This window comes from Paracoccus alkanivorans (assembly GCF_003697785.1).
GTDB classification, from domain to species: Bacteria; Pseudomonadota; Alphaproteobacteria; order Rhodobacterales; family Rhodobacteraceae; genus Paracoccus; species Paracoccus alkanivorans.
Genome location: NZ_QOKZ01000001.1, coordinates 923,546 through 942,810, shown reverse-complemented (window position 1 = coordinate 942,810; position 19,265 = coordinate 923,546). Strand labels below are relative to the sequence as shown.

15 protein-coding genes and 4 pseudogenes are annotated in these 19,265 nt (G+C 61.3%); 13 read left to right on the top strand and 6 right to left on the bottom strand.

The genetic code is table 11. The features are described 5' to 3' along the window. The 3 genes and pseudogenes from C9E81_RS04660 to C9E81_RS23250 all read left to right on the top strand — a co-directional run. Positions 1-127 (top strand): annotated as a pseudogene (locus tag C9E81_RS04660) (IS5/IS1182 family transposase); the annotation flags it as partial. Positions 128-402: 275 nt separating this feature from the next. Next, positions 403-690: pseudogene (locus C9E81_RS23255) on the top strand (UPF0149 family protein); the annotation flags it as partial. An 87-nt stretch (positions 691-777) separates the two neighbouring features. Beyond that, positions 778-891 carry an SEC-C metal-binding domain-containing protein gene (locus tag C9E81_RS23250; protein WP_243698510.1) on the top strand — a complete coding sequence of 38 codons (114 nt, stop codon included), beginning with the start codon at positions 778-780 and terminating at the stop codon, positions 889-891. Positions 892-1,000: 109 nt separating this feature from the next. Here the strand turns inward: C9E81_RS23250 and C9E81_RS04650 are convergent, their stop codons facing one another. The 3 genes from C9E81_RS04650 to C9E81_RS04640 form a co-directional block, all read right to left on the bottom strand. Beyond that, positions 1,001-1,312 (bottom strand): Atu4866 domain-containing protein, encoded by a 312-nt coding sequence (locus tag C9E81_RS04650; RefSeq protein ID WP_122111088.1) that lies wholly within the window; start codon positions 1,310-1,312, stop codon positions 1,001-1,003. An 85-nt stretch (positions 1,313-1,397) separates the two neighbouring features. Beyond that, entirely contained in the window at positions 1,398-1,922 is a 525-nt protein-coding gene (locus C9E81_RS04645; RefSeq protein ID WP_122111087.1) for a nuclear transport factor 2 family protein, read from the bottom strand. A gap of 105 nt (positions 1,923-2,027) precedes the next feature. Further along, on the bottom strand, positions 2,028-2,750 hold the full coding sequence (locus C9E81_RS04640) for an SDR family oxidoreductase (RefSeq protein WP_122111086.1): 723 nt from the start codon (positions 2,748-2,750) through the stop codon (positions 2,028-2,030). Between the two features lie 98 nt (positions 2,751-2,848). On the opposite strand from C9E81_RS04640, the gene C9E81_RS04635 reads away from it, so the two are divergent. Next, positions 2,849-3,742, top strand: a complete 894-nt coding sequence (locus tag C9E81_RS04635) for a LysR family transcriptional regulator (protein ID WP_122111085.1) — start codon at positions 2,849-2,851, stop codon at positions 3,740-3,742. 230 nt (positions 3,743-3,972) lie between these two features. Here the strand turns inward: C9E81_RS04635 and C9E81_RS04630 are convergent. Further along, positions 3,973-4,775: pseudogene (locus C9E81_RS04630) on the bottom strand (FecCD family ABC transporter permease). Positions 4,776-5,212: 437 nt separating this feature from the next. Here C9E81_RS04630 and C9E81_RS04625 point away from each other — a divergent pair. From C9E81_RS04625 to C9E81_RS04600, 6 genes are all read left to right on the top strand, one after another. Continuing rightward, entirely contained in the window at positions 5,213-5,782 is a 570-nt protein-coding gene (locus tag C9E81_RS04625; RefSeq protein ID WP_122111084.1) for a TetR/AcrR family transcriptional regulator, read from the top strand. A 96-nt stretch (positions 5,783-5,878) separates the two neighbouring features. Further along, positions 5,879-7,063: an efflux RND transporter periplasmic adaptor subunit gene (locus C9E81_RS04620; RefSeq protein ID WP_122111083.1), complete on the top strand. Its 1,185-nt coding sequence runs from the start codon at positions 5,879-5,881 to the stop codon at positions 7,061-7,063. A gap of 6 nt (positions 7,064-7,069) precedes the next feature. After that, on the top strand, positions 7,070-10,186 hold the full coding sequence (locus C9E81_RS04615) for an efflux RND transporter permease subunit (RefSeq protein WP_122111082.1): 3,117 nt from the start codon (positions 7,070-7,072) through the stop codon (positions 10,184-10,186). A gap of 99 nt (positions 10,187-10,285) precedes the next feature. After that, entirely contained in the window at positions 10,286-11,671 is a 1,386-nt protein-coding gene (locus C9E81_RS04610) for an efflux transporter outer membrane subunit (protein WP_122111179.1), read from the top strand. A 161-nt stretch (positions 11,672-11,832) separates the two neighbouring features. Then, positions 11,833-13,119 carry an O-acetylhomoserine aminocarboxypropyltransferase/cysteine synthase family protein gene (locus tag C9E81_RS04605; protein ID WP_122111081.1) on the top strand — a complete coding sequence of 429 codons (1,287 nt, stop codon included), beginning with the start codon at positions 11,833-11,835 and terminating at the stop codon, positions 13,117-13,119. 108 nt (positions 13,120-13,227) lie between these two features. Beyond that, positions 13,228-14,529 carry an NAD(P)/FAD-dependent oxidoreductase gene (locus tag C9E81_RS04600; RefSeq protein WP_122111080.1) on the top strand — a complete coding sequence of 434 codons (1,302 nt, stop codon included), beginning with the start codon at positions 13,228-13,230 and terminating at the stop codon, positions 14,527-14,529. Between the two features lie 233 nt (positions 14,530-14,762). On the opposite strand, the gene C9E81_RS04595 is transcribed toward C9E81_RS04600, so the two are convergent. Further along, positions 14,763-15,497 (bottom strand): alpha/beta fold hydrolase, encoded by a 735-nt coding sequence (locus tag C9E81_RS04595; protein WP_208021091.1) that lies wholly within the window; start codon positions 15,495-15,497, stop codon positions 14,763-14,765. Between the two features lie 632 nt (positions 15,498-16,129). Between C9E81_RS04595 and C9E81_RS23525 the strand changes: the two are divergent. Next, positions 16,130-16,516: pseudogene (locus C9E81_RS23525) on the top strand (helix-turn-helix domain-containing protein); the annotation flags it as partial. 18 nt (positions 16,517-16,534) lie between these two features. Further along, entirely contained in the window at positions 16,535-16,936 is a 402-nt protein-coding gene (locus tag C9E81_RS23640; protein WP_425010603.1) for a helix-turn-helix domain-containing protein, read from the top strand. Here the strand turns inward: C9E81_RS23640 and C9E81_RS04585 are convergent. After that, entirely contained in the window at positions 16,915-17,742 is an 828-nt protein-coding gene (locus C9E81_RS04585) for a pyridoxamine 5'-phosphate oxidase family protein (protein WP_243698491.1), read from the bottom strand. The two genes, C9E81_RS23640 and C9E81_RS04585, sit on opposite strands and share 22 nt — an antisense overlap. On the opposite strand from C9E81_RS04585, the gene pdxR reads away from it, so the two are divergent. Then, entirely contained in the window at positions 17,653-19,101 is a 1,449-nt protein-coding gene (gene pdxR / locus C9E81_RS04580; protein ID WP_122111178.1) for a MocR-like pyridoxine biosynthesis transcription factor PdxR, read from the top strand. The genes C9E81_RS04585 and pdxR overlap by 90 nt on opposite strands. The last annotated feature ends 164 nt before the right edge of the window (positions 19,102-19,265 follow it).

Below are 19,265 nucleotides of genomic sequence, written 5' to 3'. Positions count from 1 at the left end.
AAAACGTCTGGGCCAGAGCCTTATGGCGCGGGACTTCGACCGGCAGGTCGCGGAGATACAAATCCGCTGCGCCGTCATGAACCGTTACACAGCTCTCGGCACGCCCATGACAATGGCCGTAGGATAAGTCTGTCCAAGAAAAGGGGAACTATACCCAAAGCTCCTTTTGCGCAACAAAGCCTACTTGATCTGCTGAAAGCCTGAAGCGTTGGGGAAGACACATCATGAGCTGTTCGGACCAGAACCTCGATCTCCTTGACAAGCTCCTGTCGGCCCTGCCGCAGAAAAACTTTCCCATGACGTTGAGCGAATTCAATGGTTATGTGACCAGAATCCTAACCTGTCCCTCCCTCCGAATGGCTTCCACATGTCTGGGGCGAGACCGGTGAGGCCGATTTCCCGGATTTGACGACGGCTGAAGAAACGATTTCGGCGGTGATGGCGCATTACAATTCAGTCGCATCGGAGATAACGAAGACCCGATGGATCGAACCTGTCTATGAGGTGGAGCCGAACAGCGACGAAATGCTCTGGGAGCCATGGGGCGATGGCTTCATCCGCGCTCCACGTTTGCGTCCCGAAGCCTGGCAGACCGTGCTCGAACAGGCAGATGACAAGGCGCGGTCATCGCTGATTTTCCTGTTTGCCCTGCAGGGCATCAACGAGGGGATCAGCAAATTTACCGATGAAGAGATCGATGAGATCGACCTCCAGGCACCTGATCTGATTCCCAACTGCGTTGTCGCGATCCTGCTCGTATCGGGACCCGAGCTTGCAATGGGTGCCGGAAACGTTTCCCGTGGCCCGGTCCGGAGCAAACGCCCTGGCCGGAACGGTCCCTGTCCCTGCGGTTCAGGACGAAAATACAAGCAATGCTGCGGGGAGAACTGATAAGCGCGGGCGATTATCAAGCTGCAAGCATCACATTTTACGTCGTGGCCTTCCAGAATTTCCGGGAATGCATTGGCGCAGGTCGGGCAGCATCCACATAGCTGCGATATCACTGCCTGTAGAGGATCATACCGGCGTGATGGAGGACGTCATCGATGAAGTCGCCATCGGCGGTGAAGCCGGTGTCGTCCCAGTATTCGATATGCGTGCCGGTCACTTCGTAGCGGCCCTCGTAGGCGCGCTCATGTGTCCCGCGCGCTTCCACATAGCGGCCGTTGGGAAGGATCTCGTGGCGGATGTATCCGTCCTCGGTCACCCAGAGACCGACATAGGGATGGTTCGCCTGCATTTCCGTTTCCTCGGCTGTTACGGGTTGGGTCAGAAACGTTGCGGCAACCAGGGCTGAAAATATGCGCTGCACGGTCGAATTCCCCGTTCAATGTCTCGATGTCGTCAGTGGAGAAACGGCCGCCCGATGCGGCCGTCCCCGGTGAGGCCCCGATGCCCTACTGCTGACGCGGTTCGTTGTTGTCGACGACTTCCTGGTAGGCGACGAGATCGAGGAAGGCCTCGGCCTCGACGACCGATCCGTCCTCCATCCGGAAGATCCACACGAACTGGTTGTGGTAGGGCGCACCCGAGGTTGTGGTGGCCGAGGCGTCGAAGCGGATGATGACCCTGTCCTCGACGGCCCAGACATGGTGGACCTCCGGCGTCAGCGGGGACGCCAAGCGGCTGACGAGCGGGACCGATCCGCGCTGCACGAAGTCCTCAACGCCGTCGTAGGTACCGGCGACCGGGCCGGAACCGTGGATGGTCCAGCGGACGTCCGGAGAGAGCAGATCGAAGACATTGCCGCTTCCGGCTGCCCATTGCTCGAACGCCTCGCGAACGATGGTTCCGTTGCGGACCTCGGCTTGCGAGGCGGTGGTGCTGGCCTGCGCCGGCGCAACAGCTACGACGAATGCCAGGGCAATCAGCAGATTGCGGACGGCGGCTGGTCTGTTTCCAATCCTCGAGGCAAATATCATGAGCTTACTCCATTCTTGAAGGGTTGCGGGTATGACCGGGACACGATTGTGCCCCTCCAGCCAGAGCGGCCGCCAAAAGGCCGCTTTGCATCTGCCTGGCCGGTATCAATTTGCCGATGCGGTCGGCCGGATGGTGATCTCGGTCGTATCGACGCCGACCGGCGCGTCGATCACATGCCGCACCGCACGTGCTATGTCGGCAGGCTGAAGCGCGACCACGCGATAGGTGTCCATCACCGCCATGGTCTCCTCATGGGTGATGGTCGAGGCGAGTTCGCTTTCCACGACACCCGGATTGACACAGGTGACGCGGATCTTCGTGCTTTCCTGCCGCAGCCCCTCCGAGATCGCCCGGACCGCGAATTTCGTGGCGCAATAGACCGCCGCTGTCGGCACGACCTGTAGTGCGCCGATGGAACCGATATTGATGATCTGGCCGTTGCCCTGCGCTTCCATGATCGGCAGCACCGCGCCAATGCCCCAGAGCACGCCCTTGATGTTGACGTCCACCATACGCTCCCATTCGTCCTGCTTGCCGGCAGAAAGCGGCGAGAGCGGCATCACGCCGGCATTGTTGACCAGAACGTCGATGCGCCCCCATTTTTCCATGGCGGCCTGGGCAAAGGCGGTCATGGACGAGCGGTCGGTGACGTCCAGCGATCGTGCCTCGGCGGTGCCGCCCGCGTCCCGGATGTCCGCCGCGATGGCCTCGATACGGTTAAGCCGGCGAGCGCCCAGAAACAGTTTCGCGCCGCTATTGCCCAGTTCCCTGGCAATTCCTTCACCGATGCCGCTGGAGGCGCCGGTAATCATGATGACCTTGTCCATGGTGTTCTCCCTTTCTCGGATTCAAGGGCAAGATGGACGCTGGCGGCTGGTAGTGGTATCCGTCACCTGCTTGACTGGATGGTTAGCAATACTGGACAATGAAGATCGACCTGAACCTCCTACCGCTCTTTCTCGCGGTCGCGGAGGAGCATAATTTCCGGGCCGCCGCTGATCGGCTGGGCGTGACACGCTCGGCCATCAGCCAGGGGATTCGTCGACTTGAGGATGCCTTCGGCACGGCTCTGGTGCTGCGAACGACGCGTTCCGTACGACTGACGGAAGCGGGAGAGCGCCTGCGCGACGCCCTGTCTCATCCGCTCGCCGATATCGAAACCGCCTTTGAGAGCGTATCGGCCGAGAATATGCCACGCGGGCTCCTCAGGATCGCCGTGACCTCGATCGCGGAACAGTTCCTTTCGGGACCGCTTATCGCTTCCTTTGCCCAGGCCAATCCATATGTGACGATCGATGTCACGGTCACGGACGAGGAATTCGATATCGTCGCCGCCGGGTTTGACGCGGGCGTCAGGTTGGGCGAGGTGATCGAGCAGGACATGATCGCCATCCCTGTAACCGGTGATCAGCGCGAGATGGTCGTCGCAAGTCCGAGCTATCTTGCTACCCACGGAGCACCGACGCATCCGCGCGAGTTGGTCCGGCACCGTTGCATCGGCTGGCGCCCGGCACCTGGCGTGGCGCCTTACCGCTGGGAGTTCGAGGAGAATGGCATTCCCTTCGACGTAGCTGTTGAGCCCCAAATTACCACCAACGATCTGCGCCTGATGCTACGCACGGCACTCGCCGGGGGCGGCCTCACCTTTGCGCCGGAAGAGACGTTCCGACCGTTCGTGGAGGCAGGCGAACTGGTGCCTCTGCTCGGCGACTTCCTGCCGCCATTCCCCGGGTTTTTCCTGTACTTCCCGCAGCGCCGCAACATGGCCCCCAAGCTGCGGGCATTGATCGAGCACATAAGACGCTCGAAACCCCATTGAACGATTCATGGCGCTCAGTTGGGGTTCGAGCTCACTTCTTTGTTTGAGGCATGGTAGCGTTACGCCCCATGGGGAACCCTGCGGGCAGATACCGCTCCTGAGGCAATAAGCCGATCCCAGCCAAGCAGTTCACGCTGGTTGATGAAGTTGACATACCTGATCCCGAAGCTGACCAAACTTTCAGGTGTTGGCCTTCCCTGAAAAAAGCTTGCATTCTTCATCGGTGATCGTCAGATCCGCTTCTCGCCAGATGACGGCTTCGATTGGCCTGCCCCCTGAAAAGTGGTCCTCCCTGAAGTAGGCTTTTGAGCCAGATGGAGGATGAAAGAATGGGCGGGGCCGACCAGGAAGCGGGTGGCATGTGGCACGACCAGGCCAACAAACCCGACTGCGCTGACAAGGCTGACAATCCCCGCCGTCAGCAGCGCCGTGAGGGCGAAAAGCTCCGTGCGAATGCGCATGATGCCGATGCCGAGAGAGGCGGCCGCGTCCTCGCCGAAGGCGAAGGCGTCGAGTGCGCGCGCCCGGTAAAGGCAGATCGCCAGACCTGTCGCAAGAACCGGCATGGCAAGCGTGACATCGGGCCAGCGCATGCCGCCAAGGCTGCCCAGGAGCCAGAACATGATGCCGCGCGTTTGCTCCGCATTGGCCGAGGTCACCACGATAAAGGAGGTCGCGGCATTGAAGAGCTGTGACCCGGCGATACCCGCGAGGATGATCCGCTCGGTGCCGCCGCCAGAGCCATGCGCCAGAAACGCCACGAAGCCGAAGGCGAGGCCGGCGCCAAGAAACGCGCCTCCCGACAGGGTAACGGCTCCGGCACCGATCCCGAGTATCATCACGAGGACGGCCCGGTCGATGCGCCCGCGGAAATCCCGAGCAGATAAGGCTCCGCCAGCGGGTTGCGTAGTAATGCCTGCAAGACCGTACCGCAAACCGCCAGCGCGGCACCTGCCGAAGTGGCCATTGCCGCGCAGCTCAGACGGTAATGCCAGACGATCCCTTCACGGATCGGATCGACGGCAAGATCCATTCCGAAGATCCGGTTGCCCAGCACCTTGAGGATTTCGGTCAGCCATACTCGCGCCCAAGGATTGAGCAAGAAGGTGGTATTGACCTGCCAAGTCGTACGCAACGTCTTTGGACCGGCACGGACATTTCTAAGCATTACGGTAGGAGTGGTTTCCGCGCTCCCTGACGGCATAGCAATGTACCAAGCTTGCAGTGATAAAAGTCGGTGCAGTGGTGACTTGAGAGGTTTCCGACGGAGTGGCTGACCTACCCCAACAATGGGGTGGTTCCAATCTTTAACGCGTGACGGGTCTTAATACTACAGCAGATTTGGCCGACCAGGGCACAATCTGAGATACGGGTGGAAGTAATCAAATCGTCAGTGACCGTGTTTTACCCGAGGCACTTGACGCTGGCCGCAAATTTATTTACGAACGGTCGTACTGAAAAGGAAAAGCCATGGGCCGCAAGCGCAGCATTGATCGTGAATGCCTGATGCAGGCCGTCGAATGTGTTGCGCGCCGTCATGGCATAGGTGGGCTCAGCATCGATGCCGTTGCGAAAGAGGCCCGCATCAGCAAGTCCAGCGTCATATACGATTGCGAAAGCAAAGCCGGGCTTCTGGCCGCCTTCACGCGCTATCAGCTCGAACAGCATCGCGACAAGTTCGAAGAGGCTCTTACCCGGCATGAGGGCAAGCCCAATGCCTGCCTGCGCGCAATGATCGATGAATTCCGTACCGCGCCGACCGACGAAGATATTGCCATGGCGCTTCTGATAAGTGCGGGCATGGGTGAGAGCGCCGAATGCCACGAGATCATGCGCCAGGAACTTCGCGGCGATGCGGAGCGCGTGGCAGCCGACGCGGCGGAGCCGCGCAAGATGCTGCGGGCGCTTCTGACGCTGCACGGCATGGCTTTCATGGAATATTTCGGCTTCCATCGTTTCGACGACGCGACCCGAAATGAAATCCTCGATGACCTGATGGCCATCGCGGACAGCGACAAAGGTGCGCCAGCCGAAAAATAGCTATCTTCCTCCTCCACGTCATCTTCTTCTCCGAAGACCGATCCGAAAGTTAGACCATTGCATTATTTCCGAACGCCTGGCAGACTTGCCTGCCTGATGGCCGGCTTCGTATTGCTCGCTGGCCCCGTCCTTTCACAGCAACTGCCTCCTGCCGAAGTCAGCGTCCAGACGCTTCGGCCAGAGCCATTGCCCGTCATCAATGAATTGCCCGGCCGGGTCGCCGCGACGCGCACCGCCGAGGTGCGCCCGCGTATCGGCGGTATCGTCGTGAGCCGGGTTTTCGAACAGGGTAGCGCGGTAAAAGCGGGCGACATCCTGTACAAGATCGACCCGGCGCCCTATGCCGTTCGCGTTGCCAGCGCCGAGGCGACATTGGCCCGTGCGGAAGCCAGCCGCAAGAATGCCGAGGACCAGCTTCGCCGTACCGAGCAATTGCGCGAACGCCGTGTGACTGCCGGGGTCGAACTGGACAACGCTACGACGGTTCTGGCGCAGGCCGAGGCGGATGTGGCGATCGCCCGGGCCTCGCTGCAAGAGGCGGAGCTGAACTTCGGTTATACCGATGTTACCGCGCCGATCGACGGCGTGGTGGGGCGGGCCCTTGTGACCGAAGGCGCGCTGGTGAATGCCGAAACCGATGTCATGGCGACGATTCAACAGCTTGATCCCGTCTATGTGGATGTCACGCAATCGTCCTCGGACCTGTTCGCGCTGCGCCGCGCGCGCGATGCGGGCACGTTGATGATGGAGACCTCGGAAGAGGCACAGGTGCAGTTGATCTTCGATGACGGCACGGAATATGCCCATCCTGGCAAGCTTCTGTTTTCAGAGGCGAGTGTTGACAGTACGACGGGGCAGATCACGTTGCGGGCGGAATTTCCCAACCCGGATGGCGATCTGTTGCCGGGCCTTTATGTCCGTGCCCGTATCGAGCAGGCCGTGCGCGAGAACGCATTGGCCGTGCCGCAGATGGCCGTGCAGCGCGATCAGTCGGGACAATCCTATGTCTATGTGCTGAAGGATGCCGATACCGTCGAGCGCCGCGATATCCGGCTTGGCCAGACCGTCGGCAACCGCTGGCTGATCGAGGACGGGTTGGCCGCGGGCGACAAGGTTGTCGTGGAGGGCGCGCAGAAGCTTTATCCCGACGCCAAGGTCGTCCCCGAGCCCGTGGACCTCGCCCAATCCGCCGAGATGCATGAAACCGCATCCGGTGACCGGCCCGCGATCGAGGTCGCGGAGCGCGGCGCCGCTGCCTCTACGGCTCCGACCAGGAAATAACACCGGATGGCACAATTCTTCATCCTCCGCCCGGTCCTGGCCTGGGTGATTGCAATCTTCATCGTTATCGCGGGGCTGATCGCGCTGCCGCAACTGCCGATAGCGCAATATCCGCAGGTGGCGCCGCCGCAGATCCAGATTTCCACGGTCTATACCGGCGCGACGCCGACCGAGATGTATCAGTCCGTCGCCCAACCCATCGAAGAGGAACTCAACGGTATCCAGGGTATCCAGTATTTCGAATCGACATCGGATGTATCAGGTGCGATTTCGATCACCGCGACCTTCGCGCCGGGCACCGATGTGGGGACCGCGCAGGTCGATATCCAGAACGCGGTAAGCAGGGTCGAACCTGTCCTGCCGCAAACGGTGGTGGATCAGGGCGTCACGGTTGAAGAGGCCGGTGCCGGGTTCCTGATGATGGTGTCGCTGACCTCGACCGATGGAACGATGGATGCGGTCGCGCTTGGCGATTATATCAACCGCAATGTCGTGGGCGAGATTCGCCGGATCGATGGCGTGGGCCGTGCGCAGGTCTTCGCGTCGCAAGAGGCGATGCGGATCTGGCTCGATCCCGACAAGCTGACCGGTCTGAACATGTCGCCTGCTGATGTGCAGACGGCCATCCGGGCGCAGAACGCGCAGGTGGCCGCAGGGCAGATCGGCGCCGATCCAAATCCCGTCAACCAGGAACTGACCGCGACGGTGCTGGTCAAGGGGCAGCTGACCGAGGCCGAGGAATTCGGAAATATCGTCCTGCGCGCCAATACCGATGGCTCGACGGTGCGGCTCCGCGATGTCGCGCGGATCGAGATCGGCGCGGATACCTATAACTTCGCCTCGCGATTGAACGGCCAGCCCACGGCGGCGATCGGGATTCAGCTTTCCAGCAGCGGCAATGCATTGGCTACCTCGCACTCGGTGCAAACCGCGATGGAAGAGCTGTCGCAATTCTTTCCCGAGGGGATCGAATATTCGATCCCCTACGATACGGCCCCCTTCGTCGAGAAATCGATCGAGAAGGTCATTCACACGCTGGTCGAGGCGGTGGTTCTTGTTTTCATCGTGATGTTCCTGTTCCTGCAAAACTTCCGTTACACGGTGATCCCGACCATCGTGGTGCCGATCGCCTTGGCGGGCACGCTTGGGGTGATGTTGGCCGCAGGTTTTTCGATCAATGTGCTGACGATGTTCGCCATGGTTCTGGCGATCGGTATCCTGGTGGATGACGCCATTGTGGTGATCGAAAATGTCGAACGTATCATGGCGCGCGAGGGTCTTCCGCCAAAGGAGGCGACGCAAAAGGCGATGGGCGAGATCTCGGGCGCGATCGTCGGTATCACGCTGGTCCTGGCGGCGGTCTTTGTCCCGATGGCGTTCTTTCCGGGCTCCACGGGAATCATCTATCGCCAGTTCGCCCTGACGATGGTGGTCTCGATTCTGTTCTCGGCCTTTCTCGCATTGACGCTGACGCCCGCCTTATGCGCGACATTTCTCAAGCCGATCAAAGGACATCACGAGAAGAAGGGCTTTTTCGGCTGGTTCAATCGCAAGTTCGACGCCGCAACCCGGGGTTACGGGCGCACCGTATCGGTCCTGACGCGGCGCACCGGGCTGGTGATGCTGATCTATCTCGGTGTCGTGGCATTGACGGGGCTGGGCTTCACCTCGCTGCCCACGGCATTCCTGCCGGATGAAGACCAGGGTTTCGTCATCGCGGATATCCAGACCCCGCCAACCGCCAGTTCACAGCGTACCGATGCCGCGATCCGCACGATCGAGGAGTATTACGGCCAGAACCCGGCGGTCGAGAATGTCGTGGGCATTCGCGGCTTCTCATTCTCGGGGCAGGGGCCGAATGCGGGGCTTGCCTTCATCACCTTTACTGACTGGGCCGAGCGCGATCAGTCCGCCAGTCAGATCGCGGACGCGGCCAATATGGCGCTGTTCCAGACCAAGGACGCGCAGATCTATTCGCTTTCGCCACCGGCGATCCCGGGTTTCGGTACCTCGGGCGGCTTCACCTTCCGTCTGCAGGACCGGGGTGGGGCCGGACAGGAGGCGCTTGATGCCGCCGCCCGGCAGCTTATGGACGAGGCGCAGGCGGGTGGGGTCGTCACCGGCCTGCGGGTCGAGGGGATGCCCGCCGCGGCTCAGGTCGCGATCAATATCGACCGCGACAAGGCCCAGACTTTCGGTGTCGCCTTCAGCGATATCAACCAGACGATCTCGGCTAATCTCGGCTCCAGCTACGTGAATGATTTCCCGAACCAGGGAAAGATGCAGCGCGTGATCGTGCAGGCACAGGAGGAAAGCCGGATGCAGGCCGAGAGCATCCTTGACCTGACGGTGCGCAATTCGAATGGCGGCATGGTGCCCTTTTCGTCCTTTGCGACGCTGGACTGGGATCAGGGGGCCAGCCAGGTGGTCGGCTATAACGGATATCCCGCCGTGCGCATCGCCGGTAGCGCGGCAGAGGGTTTTTCCTCGGGGGCCGCCGTCGCCGAGATGGAGCGGCTGGCCGCTCAATTACCGCAGGGTTTCGCCTATGAATGGACGGGCCAGACACTGGAAGAGATCAATTCGGGCAATACCTCGACCTTGCTCTTCGCGATGTCGATCCTGTTCGTCTTCCTGCTGCTTTCGGGTCTTTACGAAAGCTGGGCGATCCCGCTTTCGGTGATGCTGGTGGTGCCGCTTGGGGTGATCGGCTGCATCGCGGCGGTGATGCTGCGCGACATGCCGAACGATGTCTATTTCAAGGTCGGCCTTATCGCGATCATCGGGCTTTCGGCCAAGAACGCCATCCTGATCGTGGAATTCGCCAAGGATCTGCGCGGACAGGGCATGACCCTGATCGAAGCGGCGGTCGAGGCCGCGAAGCTGCGGTTCCGTCCGATCCTGATGACCTCGATGGCGTTCACGCTTGGCGTGGTTCCCCTGGCTATCGCCACCGGCGCGTCCGCCGCCAGTCAGAACGCGATCGGCACCGGCGTCATTGGCGGCATGGTCGCGGCGACCATTTTGGGGGTGTTCTTCGTCCCCGTTTTCTTCGTCTTCGTGCTTGGATTGTTCAGCCGCACCAGAAAACGTGCCGCGGACACCGGAACCATGACGGCCTGACATGGCCTGTCGCCCGCGGGCAGGGGATGCTCCGGCCCTTGCCCGCGTCTTATCCATCCATGCCCCGGTATCGGGGTTCAGAAAGTCCAGTTGATTCAGATGTCCCAATCTTCAATCCTGTCCCGCCGTATCGTTCTGAGCGGCCTTGCCTCGTCACTTGCGCTGGCGGCATGCAGCCCCGCCGCCTATCGCGCGCCCGAAGCCGACCTGCCCGAGCGGTTCGCAGCCGACAGCCCCGCCCGCCGCGCGGGAACCAATGCCTGGTGGTCGGCATTCCGCGACAGTCAGCTTGACGGACTGGTCGCCGCCGGACTGGCGCGCAATCTTGATGTGCGGACCGCCGTTTCGGTCATCCGCGAAGCGCAGGCGAATGCGCGGCTGGTCGGTTCGAACGATCTGCCAAACGCCGATATCACCGGGGCTGCCTCGCGCGGCGACAGCGAAGGCTCCGGGACGGTGATCGAGCAAAGCTCGGCGACACTGGGGGTTTCCTGGCTCATCGATATTTTCGGGGCGAACCGGGCGGCGCGGCAGGGGGCCTCGGCCCAGCTTGACGCAGCCTATCTTTCGGCCGAGGTCGCACGGCTGACCGTGGCCAGCGCGGTCGCGCAAGCCTATGTGGATGCGCGCTATTACCAGGAAGCCGCGGCCCTGACCCGGCAAAGCCTGGAAAGCCGCAAGCGGACGCTGACCCTGACCCGCGAGCAGGATCTGCTTGGCAGCGTCTCGCGTATCGAGGTCCTGCAGGCCGAGCAGCTCGTGACACAGGCCGAGGCCGCGCTGCCCGCGCTGGAAGCGGGCTATGATCAGTCGGTCAACAGGCTGGCCACGCTGACCGCAAGCCGCAGCGCCGATGTGGCGGCGCGCCTGCGGAAGGGCGGGGGCCAGCCGCGCGCCCGCTATCGCGCCAGCGTCGGCGTTCCCGCCGATGTCGTCCGGGTCCGCCCGGATGTCCGCGTGGCCGAGCGTAACCTGGCGGCCGCCGTCGCGGCGGTGGGCGAGGCGCGGGCGGCCTTCTATCCCCGGCTCACGCTGACGGGCAATGTGACACCGGTCGACCTGGGCCGGGCGGGCAGTATGAAGACCTGGGGTTTCGGCCCGCAAATCTCCGTGCCGCTGTTCAATGCCGCCAATCAGGCCCAGCTTTCGGCTGCACAGGCCCGGGCCGAGCAGGCGCGGTTGGCATGGCAATCCGCAGTTCTGAACGCTGTGGAAGAGGTCGAGAACGCCCTTGCCGGCTATAATCGCGACGCCCGCGCGGTCGATGCGCAATCGCGCCTGGTCGAGAATGCGCGCGAAGCGGTTGATCTGGCCCAGACCTCCTATGAACTGGGCGATGCGGATTTCTTCCCGGTTCTCGATGCCGAACGCACACTTCTCGAGGCGCGTCAGAGCCTTGCCAATGCCGTTCGCGAGCAGGCGTTGAATTTCGTGGCGCTCAGCGCGGCATCCTCGGGTGGGGTGGGGCTTCCAGCGGGCGAGTGATCGGCGGGTGGCTCGATATGGAGCTACGCACTCACCGTTGTCTAGGGTTTGGATCCATATGGAGCATGTGGATTTCTTGGCCCGGAATGTGCCACCTATTCCGGATTGCTGTTCCTGCCGGGTCAGACATAGGCTGTGGTAGTATCGACCAGGAGAATACTATGGCACAGGATCAATCACTTGATACGCTGACAGTCCATGCGGGCACCGAGCCGGATCCGGTCACCGGTGCTCGACAGACGCCGATCTATCAGACCACGTCCTACCAGTTCCGCGACGTGGATCACGCCGCCCGGCTCTTCAATCTGGAAGAGGTCGGCTATATCTATTCGCGGCTGACCAACCCGACTGTAGCGGCATTGCAGAACCGGGTTGCGGCACTGGAGGGAGGCGCAGGCGCAGTCTGTTGCTCGTCGGGGCACGCGGCGCAGATCCTTGCGCTGTTTCCCCTGATGGGGCCGGGCAAGAACATCGTCGCTTCGACCCGGCTCTATGGTGGCACTGTCACGCAGTTCAGCCATGCCATCCGACGCTTTGGCTGGTCGGCAAAATTCGTCGATTTGGACGATACAGACGCCCTTCGCGCCGCCATCGACGATGACACCCGCGCCGTCTTCTGCGAATCGATCAGCAATCCGGGCGGTTATGTCACCGACATTCCAGAGGTTGCCAAGATTGCCGATGCGGCAGGCATTCCGCTGATCGTCGACAATACGCTGGCAACCCCCTACCTGTGCCGGCCGCTCGAGATGGGCGCGACCCTCGTCGTCCATTCGCTGACCAAGTTCATGACCGGAAATGGCACCGTGACCGGGGGTGCCGTGGTCGATAGCGGCAAGTTCGACTGGTCCGCAAATGGCAAGTTCCCCTCGTTGTCCGAACCCGAGCCTGCCTATCACGGCTTGAAATTTCACGAGACCTTCGGCGCCTTGGCCTTTACCTTCCATGGCATCGCCATTGGACTTCGCGATCTGGGCATGACGATGAACCCGCAGGGCGCGCATTACACGCTGATGGGGATCGAGACGCTGGCGCTGCGCATGCCCCGGCATGTCGAAAACGCCGAGAAGGTTGCGCAATGGCTGGAGGGTGACCCGCGCGTGACTTCAGTTACCTATGCCGGGCTTGCATCCTCACCGTGGAACGGAACCGCGAAGCGACTGTATCCCAAAGGCGCGGGATCGTTGTTCAATTTCTCGATCAAGGGCGGTTACGAGGCGGCGGTCAAGCTGGTCGATGCCCTTGAGCTGTTCAGCCATGTCGCCAATCTGGGCGATGCGCGGTCGCTGGTAATTCATCCGGCCTCTACCACCCACCGGCAGTTGACCGAGGATCAGCAGCGTGCCGCTGGGGCGGCGCCGGAACTCGTGCGCCTGTCCATCGGGATTGAGAATCCCGACGACCTGATCGCCGATCTGGATCGGGCCTTGGCCAAGGCGACAGGGTAGCGGGGGCCGGAATGGAGACCGACAGGTTCCCGGAGCCGCCACTGGTCTTGGATCACCCTTGAAACACCACACGGATAGAACGGTCATGATGTACAGGGGATATCCGCTATGAAGCATCGCATCGTCATTGTCGGAGCGGGGTTCGCCGGGCTGACGGTTGCGCACGGCCTGAGGGGTGTCGATTGCGACATTACAGTGATCGACCAGCGCAATCATCATCTGTTTCAGCCGCTGCTCTACCAGGTTGCGACAAGCATGCTTGCCACCTCCGACATCGCCTGGCCGATCCGGTCGTTGCTACGGGATCGAAAGGACGTGACGACCTTGCTGGGAAAGGTGGATGGTGTTGATCGTGATGCCCGCGAAGTAATTCTGCCTCACGGTATCCGGGTTCCCTATGACAGTCTGGTTATCGCAACCGGTGTGCGTCACGCATATTTCGGCAAGGATCACTGGGAGGAGAATGCACCGGGATTGAAGACATTGGAGGACGCGACAACCGTCCGGCGCAGGCTCCTTCTGGCGTTCGAGCGCGCGGAAATGAGCGAAGATGAAGCGGAACGCGACGCACAGTTGACCTTTGCGGTTATCGGAGCGGGGCCGACGGGTGTCGAGCTGGTCGGGATTATCGCCGAATTGGCCCATCGCATCCTTCCCGGTGAATTCCGCCGTAGCGACACGCGCCGTGCGAAAGTGATGTTGATTGAAGCGGGGCCACGCATTCTCCCGGCCTTCGGCGAGAAGTTGTCGGCTTACGCATCGAATGCCCTCACGCGGAGGGGCGTCGAAGTCAAGACGGGCACGCCTGTCACTGAATGCACAAGCGACGGAATCGTCCTTGGGGATGCATTCTTACCGGCGCGTACGGTGATCTGGGCAGCCGGTGTCCAGGCGTCGCCGGCCAAGGACTGGTTGCATGCGAAGGCAGATCATGCTGGCCGTGTGATCGTGAATGACGACCTGACACTGCCTGGTGACCCCTCGATTTTCGTGCTGGGTGATACTGCGCATGTCGAAAGCGACGGTCAGCTGGTTCCCGGCGTGGCTCCCGCAGCCAAACAACAAGGCCGCCATGCCGCCCGTACAATCCGTGCGCGACTGACAGGCGCGAAGCCACCCGGCCGTTTTAGGTATCGCAACATGGGTAACCTTGCCACCGTCGGACGGAATGCAGCAGTGATCGAATACGGTCGCTTTCAGATGAAAGGTTTGCTTGCGTGGTGGGTTTGGGGAATTGCTCATATCTATTTTCTGATCGGAGCGCGGTCGCGTTTGTTCGTGTCCCTGAATTGGCTCTGGAGTTTCTTGTCGCGACAAAATTCCGCACGGCTGATCACCCAAAAGGAAAACAAACCTTCATCCGGCCAATCCAAAGAAGCCGACGGCGTCGCGAGACGAGACCGAAGTTGAGCGATATTCATGCGTATGCAGAAGTTATGGGGCGGGTATAACTAGAATCATATCCGCTTGAAACAGGGCAACCCATCCTGCTGTATGCAGGTTCAAGGGTTGTGCCGGATATCCTGGTACAGAGTGTGGATCGGATTTCAAGGTGGAACCCAGCAGGACGACTGGTCAGGTGCCTGCGATCGGATACGGCCGCTTCCTGCCCCAGGACAAGGCCGAGATCGCCGCGAGAATCCTCAATCAGGTCTGGGCGGCCGCATAAGAGTGACGAGTGAACTGCCAAGCTCGATCGGGAAGATCGGATCGGCCGGGCCGTGAATGACAAGAAGCGGCATTTCCAGGTCAGCGAGCTTACCGGTCCAGTCCGCTCCAGCCCCGAGGGCAAAGTGATTGGTGGCACTGATGAAGTTTCTAGCACGCTTGACATCGTGCTCAACAAGATCGCGCGCACGCGCCTCGTCGTAGGGATGCGCGGTCCCGGCGATCATCCTGGTGTCCTTGACAATGAAATCAATCACCTGGGAGTGATCGCTCCAATCGATGATTTCCCCTTCCGCAGCATGTTCCATATAGGCGCTGCTGGCCTGGGGCAGCGCGGATGTGTCCATGCCCACGGGCGTGGTGGAGATGAGTGTCAATGTCCGGACACGCCCGAGATGTTTGATTGCGGCAATCTGGGCGATCATGCCGCCCATCGACATGCCGACCAGTTGAGCGCTGTCAATCTCATACCCGTCCAGAACACGCATGGTGTCCTCGGCCATGTCATCCATCGTATAGGGCGGGCTGCCCGGTTCGTAGAAGGTCGACAAGCCGGTGTCGCGGTTGTCATAGCGGATGACATGGAAATTCTGGGCTGCAAGCTGCCGGTAGAACGCCTCCGGCCACCACAGCATCGACGCCATGAAGCCCATGATCAGAAGAACAGGTTGATGGGATGGGTCGCCAAACGCCTCTGTGGCTATTTCCACATCGTCGCTCTTGATGACGCGTTCATTTATTTCGATGGTTCCTTCATTGGCAGAAGGCGGCGTGGGAAATGCCTAACCGGCGGAAGTCGCCATGCCCAGCATCGCGATGGATTGCAGCAGATCACAACGCGTTGGCGTCGCGACTGCGGTTTCGCTGTTTCGGTCAGTCATGACTTTTCCCTCATCCCGGTTGGCGTTGGATGGTTTCAGGGCGCCACGGATCAATCATCCACTCAGATCGATAATGGACAGAAACTGTCCAAATATGACAAACTGGTTCTATGCGCACAGATACGTCAGCCGCCCCGCCAATTGTCGATGTGAGTATTCTGGTCCAGCCCGAGACCGGACCAATGGCGCCCTACGGACTTTTCGAAGTTCTGCGGGCCGCAGGGGGAGCTGGAGCCCGGCCGGATATTGCCGCCCGGTTTGAGCCGAAAATCGTCGCTCGCGGCGCTGACCCGTTCGTATCCTCTGTCGGAATTCCCCTGACCCCCCATAGCTCGATCGCGAAAGTGGAGAAGGCCAGCCTGATCATCATTTGCGACGCGGAGCTACAGCCCGGAGAGTCCCCGGAAGGCCGGTGGGATCCCGAGACCGCTTGGCTGCGCGGCTAATTCGAGGCCGGCGCGGTTCTCTGCTCGACCTGCAGCGGCGCGCTGGTCCTGGCGGAGGCGGGTCTGCTCGATGGCCGGGAAGCGACCTCGCACTGGGCGACCGCTGCGATCTTTCGGGATCGCTATCCCGCGATCCGGTTTCGCCCCGAACGCATCCTGTGTGACGGTGACCATGACGGCAGGTTGATTACGTCCGGCGGGGCATCCTCGTGGCAGGATCTGGCGCTCTACCTTGTCGGCCGGTTCTGCGGTGCGCTTGAGGCTGCCCGCATTGCGCGACTGTTCGTCATCGGAGAGCGCGGCATGGGTCAGCTTCCGTTCTCGGCGATGGCGACACCGCGCCAGCATGAGGATCATGCGATCCACAAAGCCCAGCTGTGGATCTCTGAAAACTACGCTTAGCCGAATCCCGTGGCGCAGATGGCCAGGCAATCAGGCCTTCATGACCGCACCTTCAAGCGCCGGTTTCGCCAGGCTACAGGTTACTCGCCCATCGATTATGTCCATGCCTTACGTGTCGAAGAGGCGAAACATTTGTTGGAGACAACAAGGATATCGGTAGAGGCCATGGCAACCAAGATCGGCTATGCCGACCCGGCCCATTTCAGCCGGTTATTCTGCCGGCTGGCAGGCATCACACCCGCGAAATGGCGGCGTTGCTACGGCACAGACGCGGTTCCGCATCACCGGATCGTCACCGCGGGGCAGCTGGTTCAGGCTACGAGCCGACTCATGCCTAAGCGCTCTGGACGGCTCATACCGGCCTTTCACCGCTCGTCATCATGCTCCGATGCGGCCTGTCACTCCTGCTTTTTGCCGTAAGCGCTACCGAGTTTGAATTCCCGAACGTGTTCTGGCATGGCAACGCCGTCCAGGTTGCGCGGATCGGGAATTGGGGCGCCAATTTCGGTTTGGACGGGAATCACGCCAGCCCAGATGGGTAGGGCATAGTCCGCTTCCTCGTCATTTGGTCCGCCGCTGCGGATCTTGGCGCTACCCTCTTCGATTTTCAGGCCCAGCAGGGTGGTCGCCTTGAGATCCTGCGCCGTATCCGGGCGCAGGTCCGCATAACGACCGGGGAAAAGGCCGTTCACGAAGCGGGTAAGCTTGGCCAGTTTCTCGACCGGGTCTTCGACCTTAAAGGCCGTGCCGAACAACGTCACCGAACGCGAATTGACCGAATGATGAAAGCCCGAGCGCGCCAGCACGAATCCATCGAGGATCGAAACGCTGAGGCAGACCTCGGCGTCCCGCCCCGCACGCAGTGCCTGGCTTGCCGATGAGCCATGCCAATAGGCGTGATTGCCCTCGCGCCATTGCAGTGTCGGTGTCACATAGGGTTTGCCCTCCATCACATAGCCGACCGAACACAGCGGTTGCGCATCCAGAATGGCGTTGATGGTCTCGCGATCGAAATGCCCGCGCGGATGCGAGCGGCGCAGACGGGAACGGTTGGTGATGGGAAGGCTGTCAGTCATCGGATGGCCCTGTTCACTGGATTGATGACCGATGGCTATTGCCATATTGGATTTAAAGATATGTCCAATACCGATAAAAATCACCAGTCCAATCTTGATGCCGCGCTTCTGGCATTGACACTGGATCGGATCGCGGAGCACCCGCTGCATCTGCAGCTTTCCGAAAGTTTGCGCGCCCTGGTCCTGACCGGGCACTATGGTGGACAGCGCCTCCCGGCCAGCCGCGTGTTCGCAGGGGAACTCGGCGTTTCGCGGATGACAGTGATTTCTGCCTATGACCAGTTGATCGCCGAAGGCTACCTCATCGCGCGGCGCGGGGACGGCACCTATATCGCCAAGCATCTGCCGCATCTGGTCGCGCCTGTATCCCGGCCTGCCCCGTCCACGCAAATGACCCGCCCTTTTCTGCCGTTTCACCCCGGCATTCCCGATCAGACCGCCTTCCCGCACCGGCCTTGGGCAAGGCATCTTGAACGCGCCTGGCGGGCGCCCGAAGCGCGCCTTCTCGCGCAGGCTGACCCCTTTGGCTGGCTGGTGCTGCGCGCGGCCATTGCCGCGCATCTGGCGGCCTGGCGCGGGCTCGATTGCGTGCCCGAGCAGGTGGTGATCACCGCTGGTGCCTGGGATGGCTTTGACATTTTGAGTGGTGCGGGCCTGCTGCGCGGGCAACGGTTGGCCATGGAGGATCCGGGATGGCCAACCCTGTATCGCCTGATCGAGCATGCCGGGCTCAGGCCGGTTCCACTGCGCATCGACACCAACGGGTTCGTATCGACGCGCATCCCCGAAAGAGTAGCCAATGCAGTCGTCACCCCGTCGCGGCATTACCCGACCGGTATCGCCATGCCGCTGGCGCGGCGGCTGGAGCTGCTGCATTGGGCAAAGACGCAAGACGGCCTGATCATCGAGGACGATTACGACAGCGAGTTCCGCTATCAGGGCCAGCCCCTGCCCTCGTTGGCCGGGCTGGATGGTTTGCGGCGGGTGGTCTATATGGGCAGCTTTTCGAAACTGCTCAGTCCCAGCCTGCGAATCGGTTACCTGGTCCTGCCCGAGGCGCATCTGAACCCCGTGCGCGCATATCTGTCAGCGATCGGTGCACGGGCCTCGCTGTTGCCGCAACCGGCGCTGGCCAGCTTCATGGAAAGCGGTGAATTCGCTACTCACCTGCGCCGCATGCGCCGGATCTATGCTCGCAGGCAGGCATGGTTGCTGCAAGAACTCACGCCTGTCTCCGACCTGTTGGACCTGCGCCCGGACGCCACCGGCATGCATCTGTGCCTGTCGTTGCACCCAAAGCTGCGCGCGGCGACTACCGATCAAGAACTTGCGGCACAGGGCGCGACCCACGGCCTGAGCCTGCGTGCTCTGTCCACGCAGGCAAAACTGCCCGATCCGCCACAGGGCTTGTTGCTCGGATACGCTGGTTTCACGGAGGAACAACTCGCCCAAGCAGCAAGCGCCTTGGTCAGATTGCTGCGATACAGCGCGAGACACCCCGGGGAATAGGTAGGAAGCGGCAATCCTTGTGCAGACTTCCGTGGAAATTCAGGGACGGAGCTCAGCCTTGGCGTCGGGTTCGGCCCAGAGCGGCCCTCTGATATCCCTCTGAATGCTGCAATGCGGCCCCGTCGTTGCTGCCATTCGCTGCGGATAGGCTGCATTCATTCTTT

Excerpts from the sequence above, each read along its gene's own strand:
- C9E81_RS23250 (WP_243698510.1), top strand. The coding sequence starts at position 778 with ATGGGTGCCGGAAACGTTTCCCGTGGCCCGGTCCGGAGCAAACGCCCT.
- C9E81_RS04645 (WP_122111087.1), bottom strand. The coding sequence starts at position 1,922 with ATGATATTTGCCTCGAGGATTGGAAACAGACCAGCCGCCGTCCGCAAT.
- C9E81_RS04640 (WP_122111086.1), bottom strand. The coding sequence starts at position 2,750 with ATGGACAAGGTCATCATGATTACCGGCGCCTCCAGCGGCATCGGTGAA.
- C9E81_RS04635 (WP_122111085.1), top strand. The coding sequence starts at position 2,849 with ATGAAGATCGACCTGAACCTCCTACCGCTCTTTCTCGCGGTCGCGGAG.
- C9E81_RS04625 (WP_122111084.1), top strand. The coding sequence starts at position 5,213 with ATGGGCCGCAAGCGCAGCATTGATCGTGAATGCCTGATGCAGGCCGTC.
- C9E81_RS04620 (WP_122111083.1), top strand. The coding sequence starts at position 5,879 with ATGGCCGGCTTCGTATTGCTCGCTGGCCCCGTCCTTTCACAGCAACTG.
- C9E81_RS04615 (WP_122111082.1), top strand. The coding sequence starts at position 7,070 with ATGGCACAATTCTTCATCCTCCGCCCGGTCCTGGCCTGGGTGATTGCA.
- C9E81_RS04610 (WP_122111179.1), top strand. The coding sequence starts at position 10,286 with ATGTCCCAATCTTCAATCCTGTCCCGCCGTATCGTTCTGAGCGGCCTT.
- C9E81_RS04605 (WP_122111081.1), top strand. The coding sequence starts at position 11,833 with ATGGCACAGGATCAATCACTTGATACGCTGACAGTCCATGCGGGCACC.
- C9E81_RS04600 (WP_122111080.1), top strand. The coding sequence starts at position 13,228 with ATGAAGCATCGCATCGTCATTGTCGGAGCGGGGTTCGCCGGGCTGACG.
- C9E81_RS23640 (WP_425010603.1), top strand. The coding sequence starts at position 16,535 with ATGGCCAGGCAATCAGGCCTTCATGACCGCACCTTCAAGCGCCGGTTT.
- pdxR (WP_122111178.1), top strand. The coding sequence starts at position 17,653 with ATGTCCAATACCGATAAAAATCACCAGTCCAATCTTGATGCCGCGCTT.
- C9E81_RS04585 (WP_243698491.1), bottom strand. The coding sequence starts at position 17,742 with ATGCAGCGGGTGCTCCGCGATCCGATCCAGTGTCAATGCCAGAAGCGC.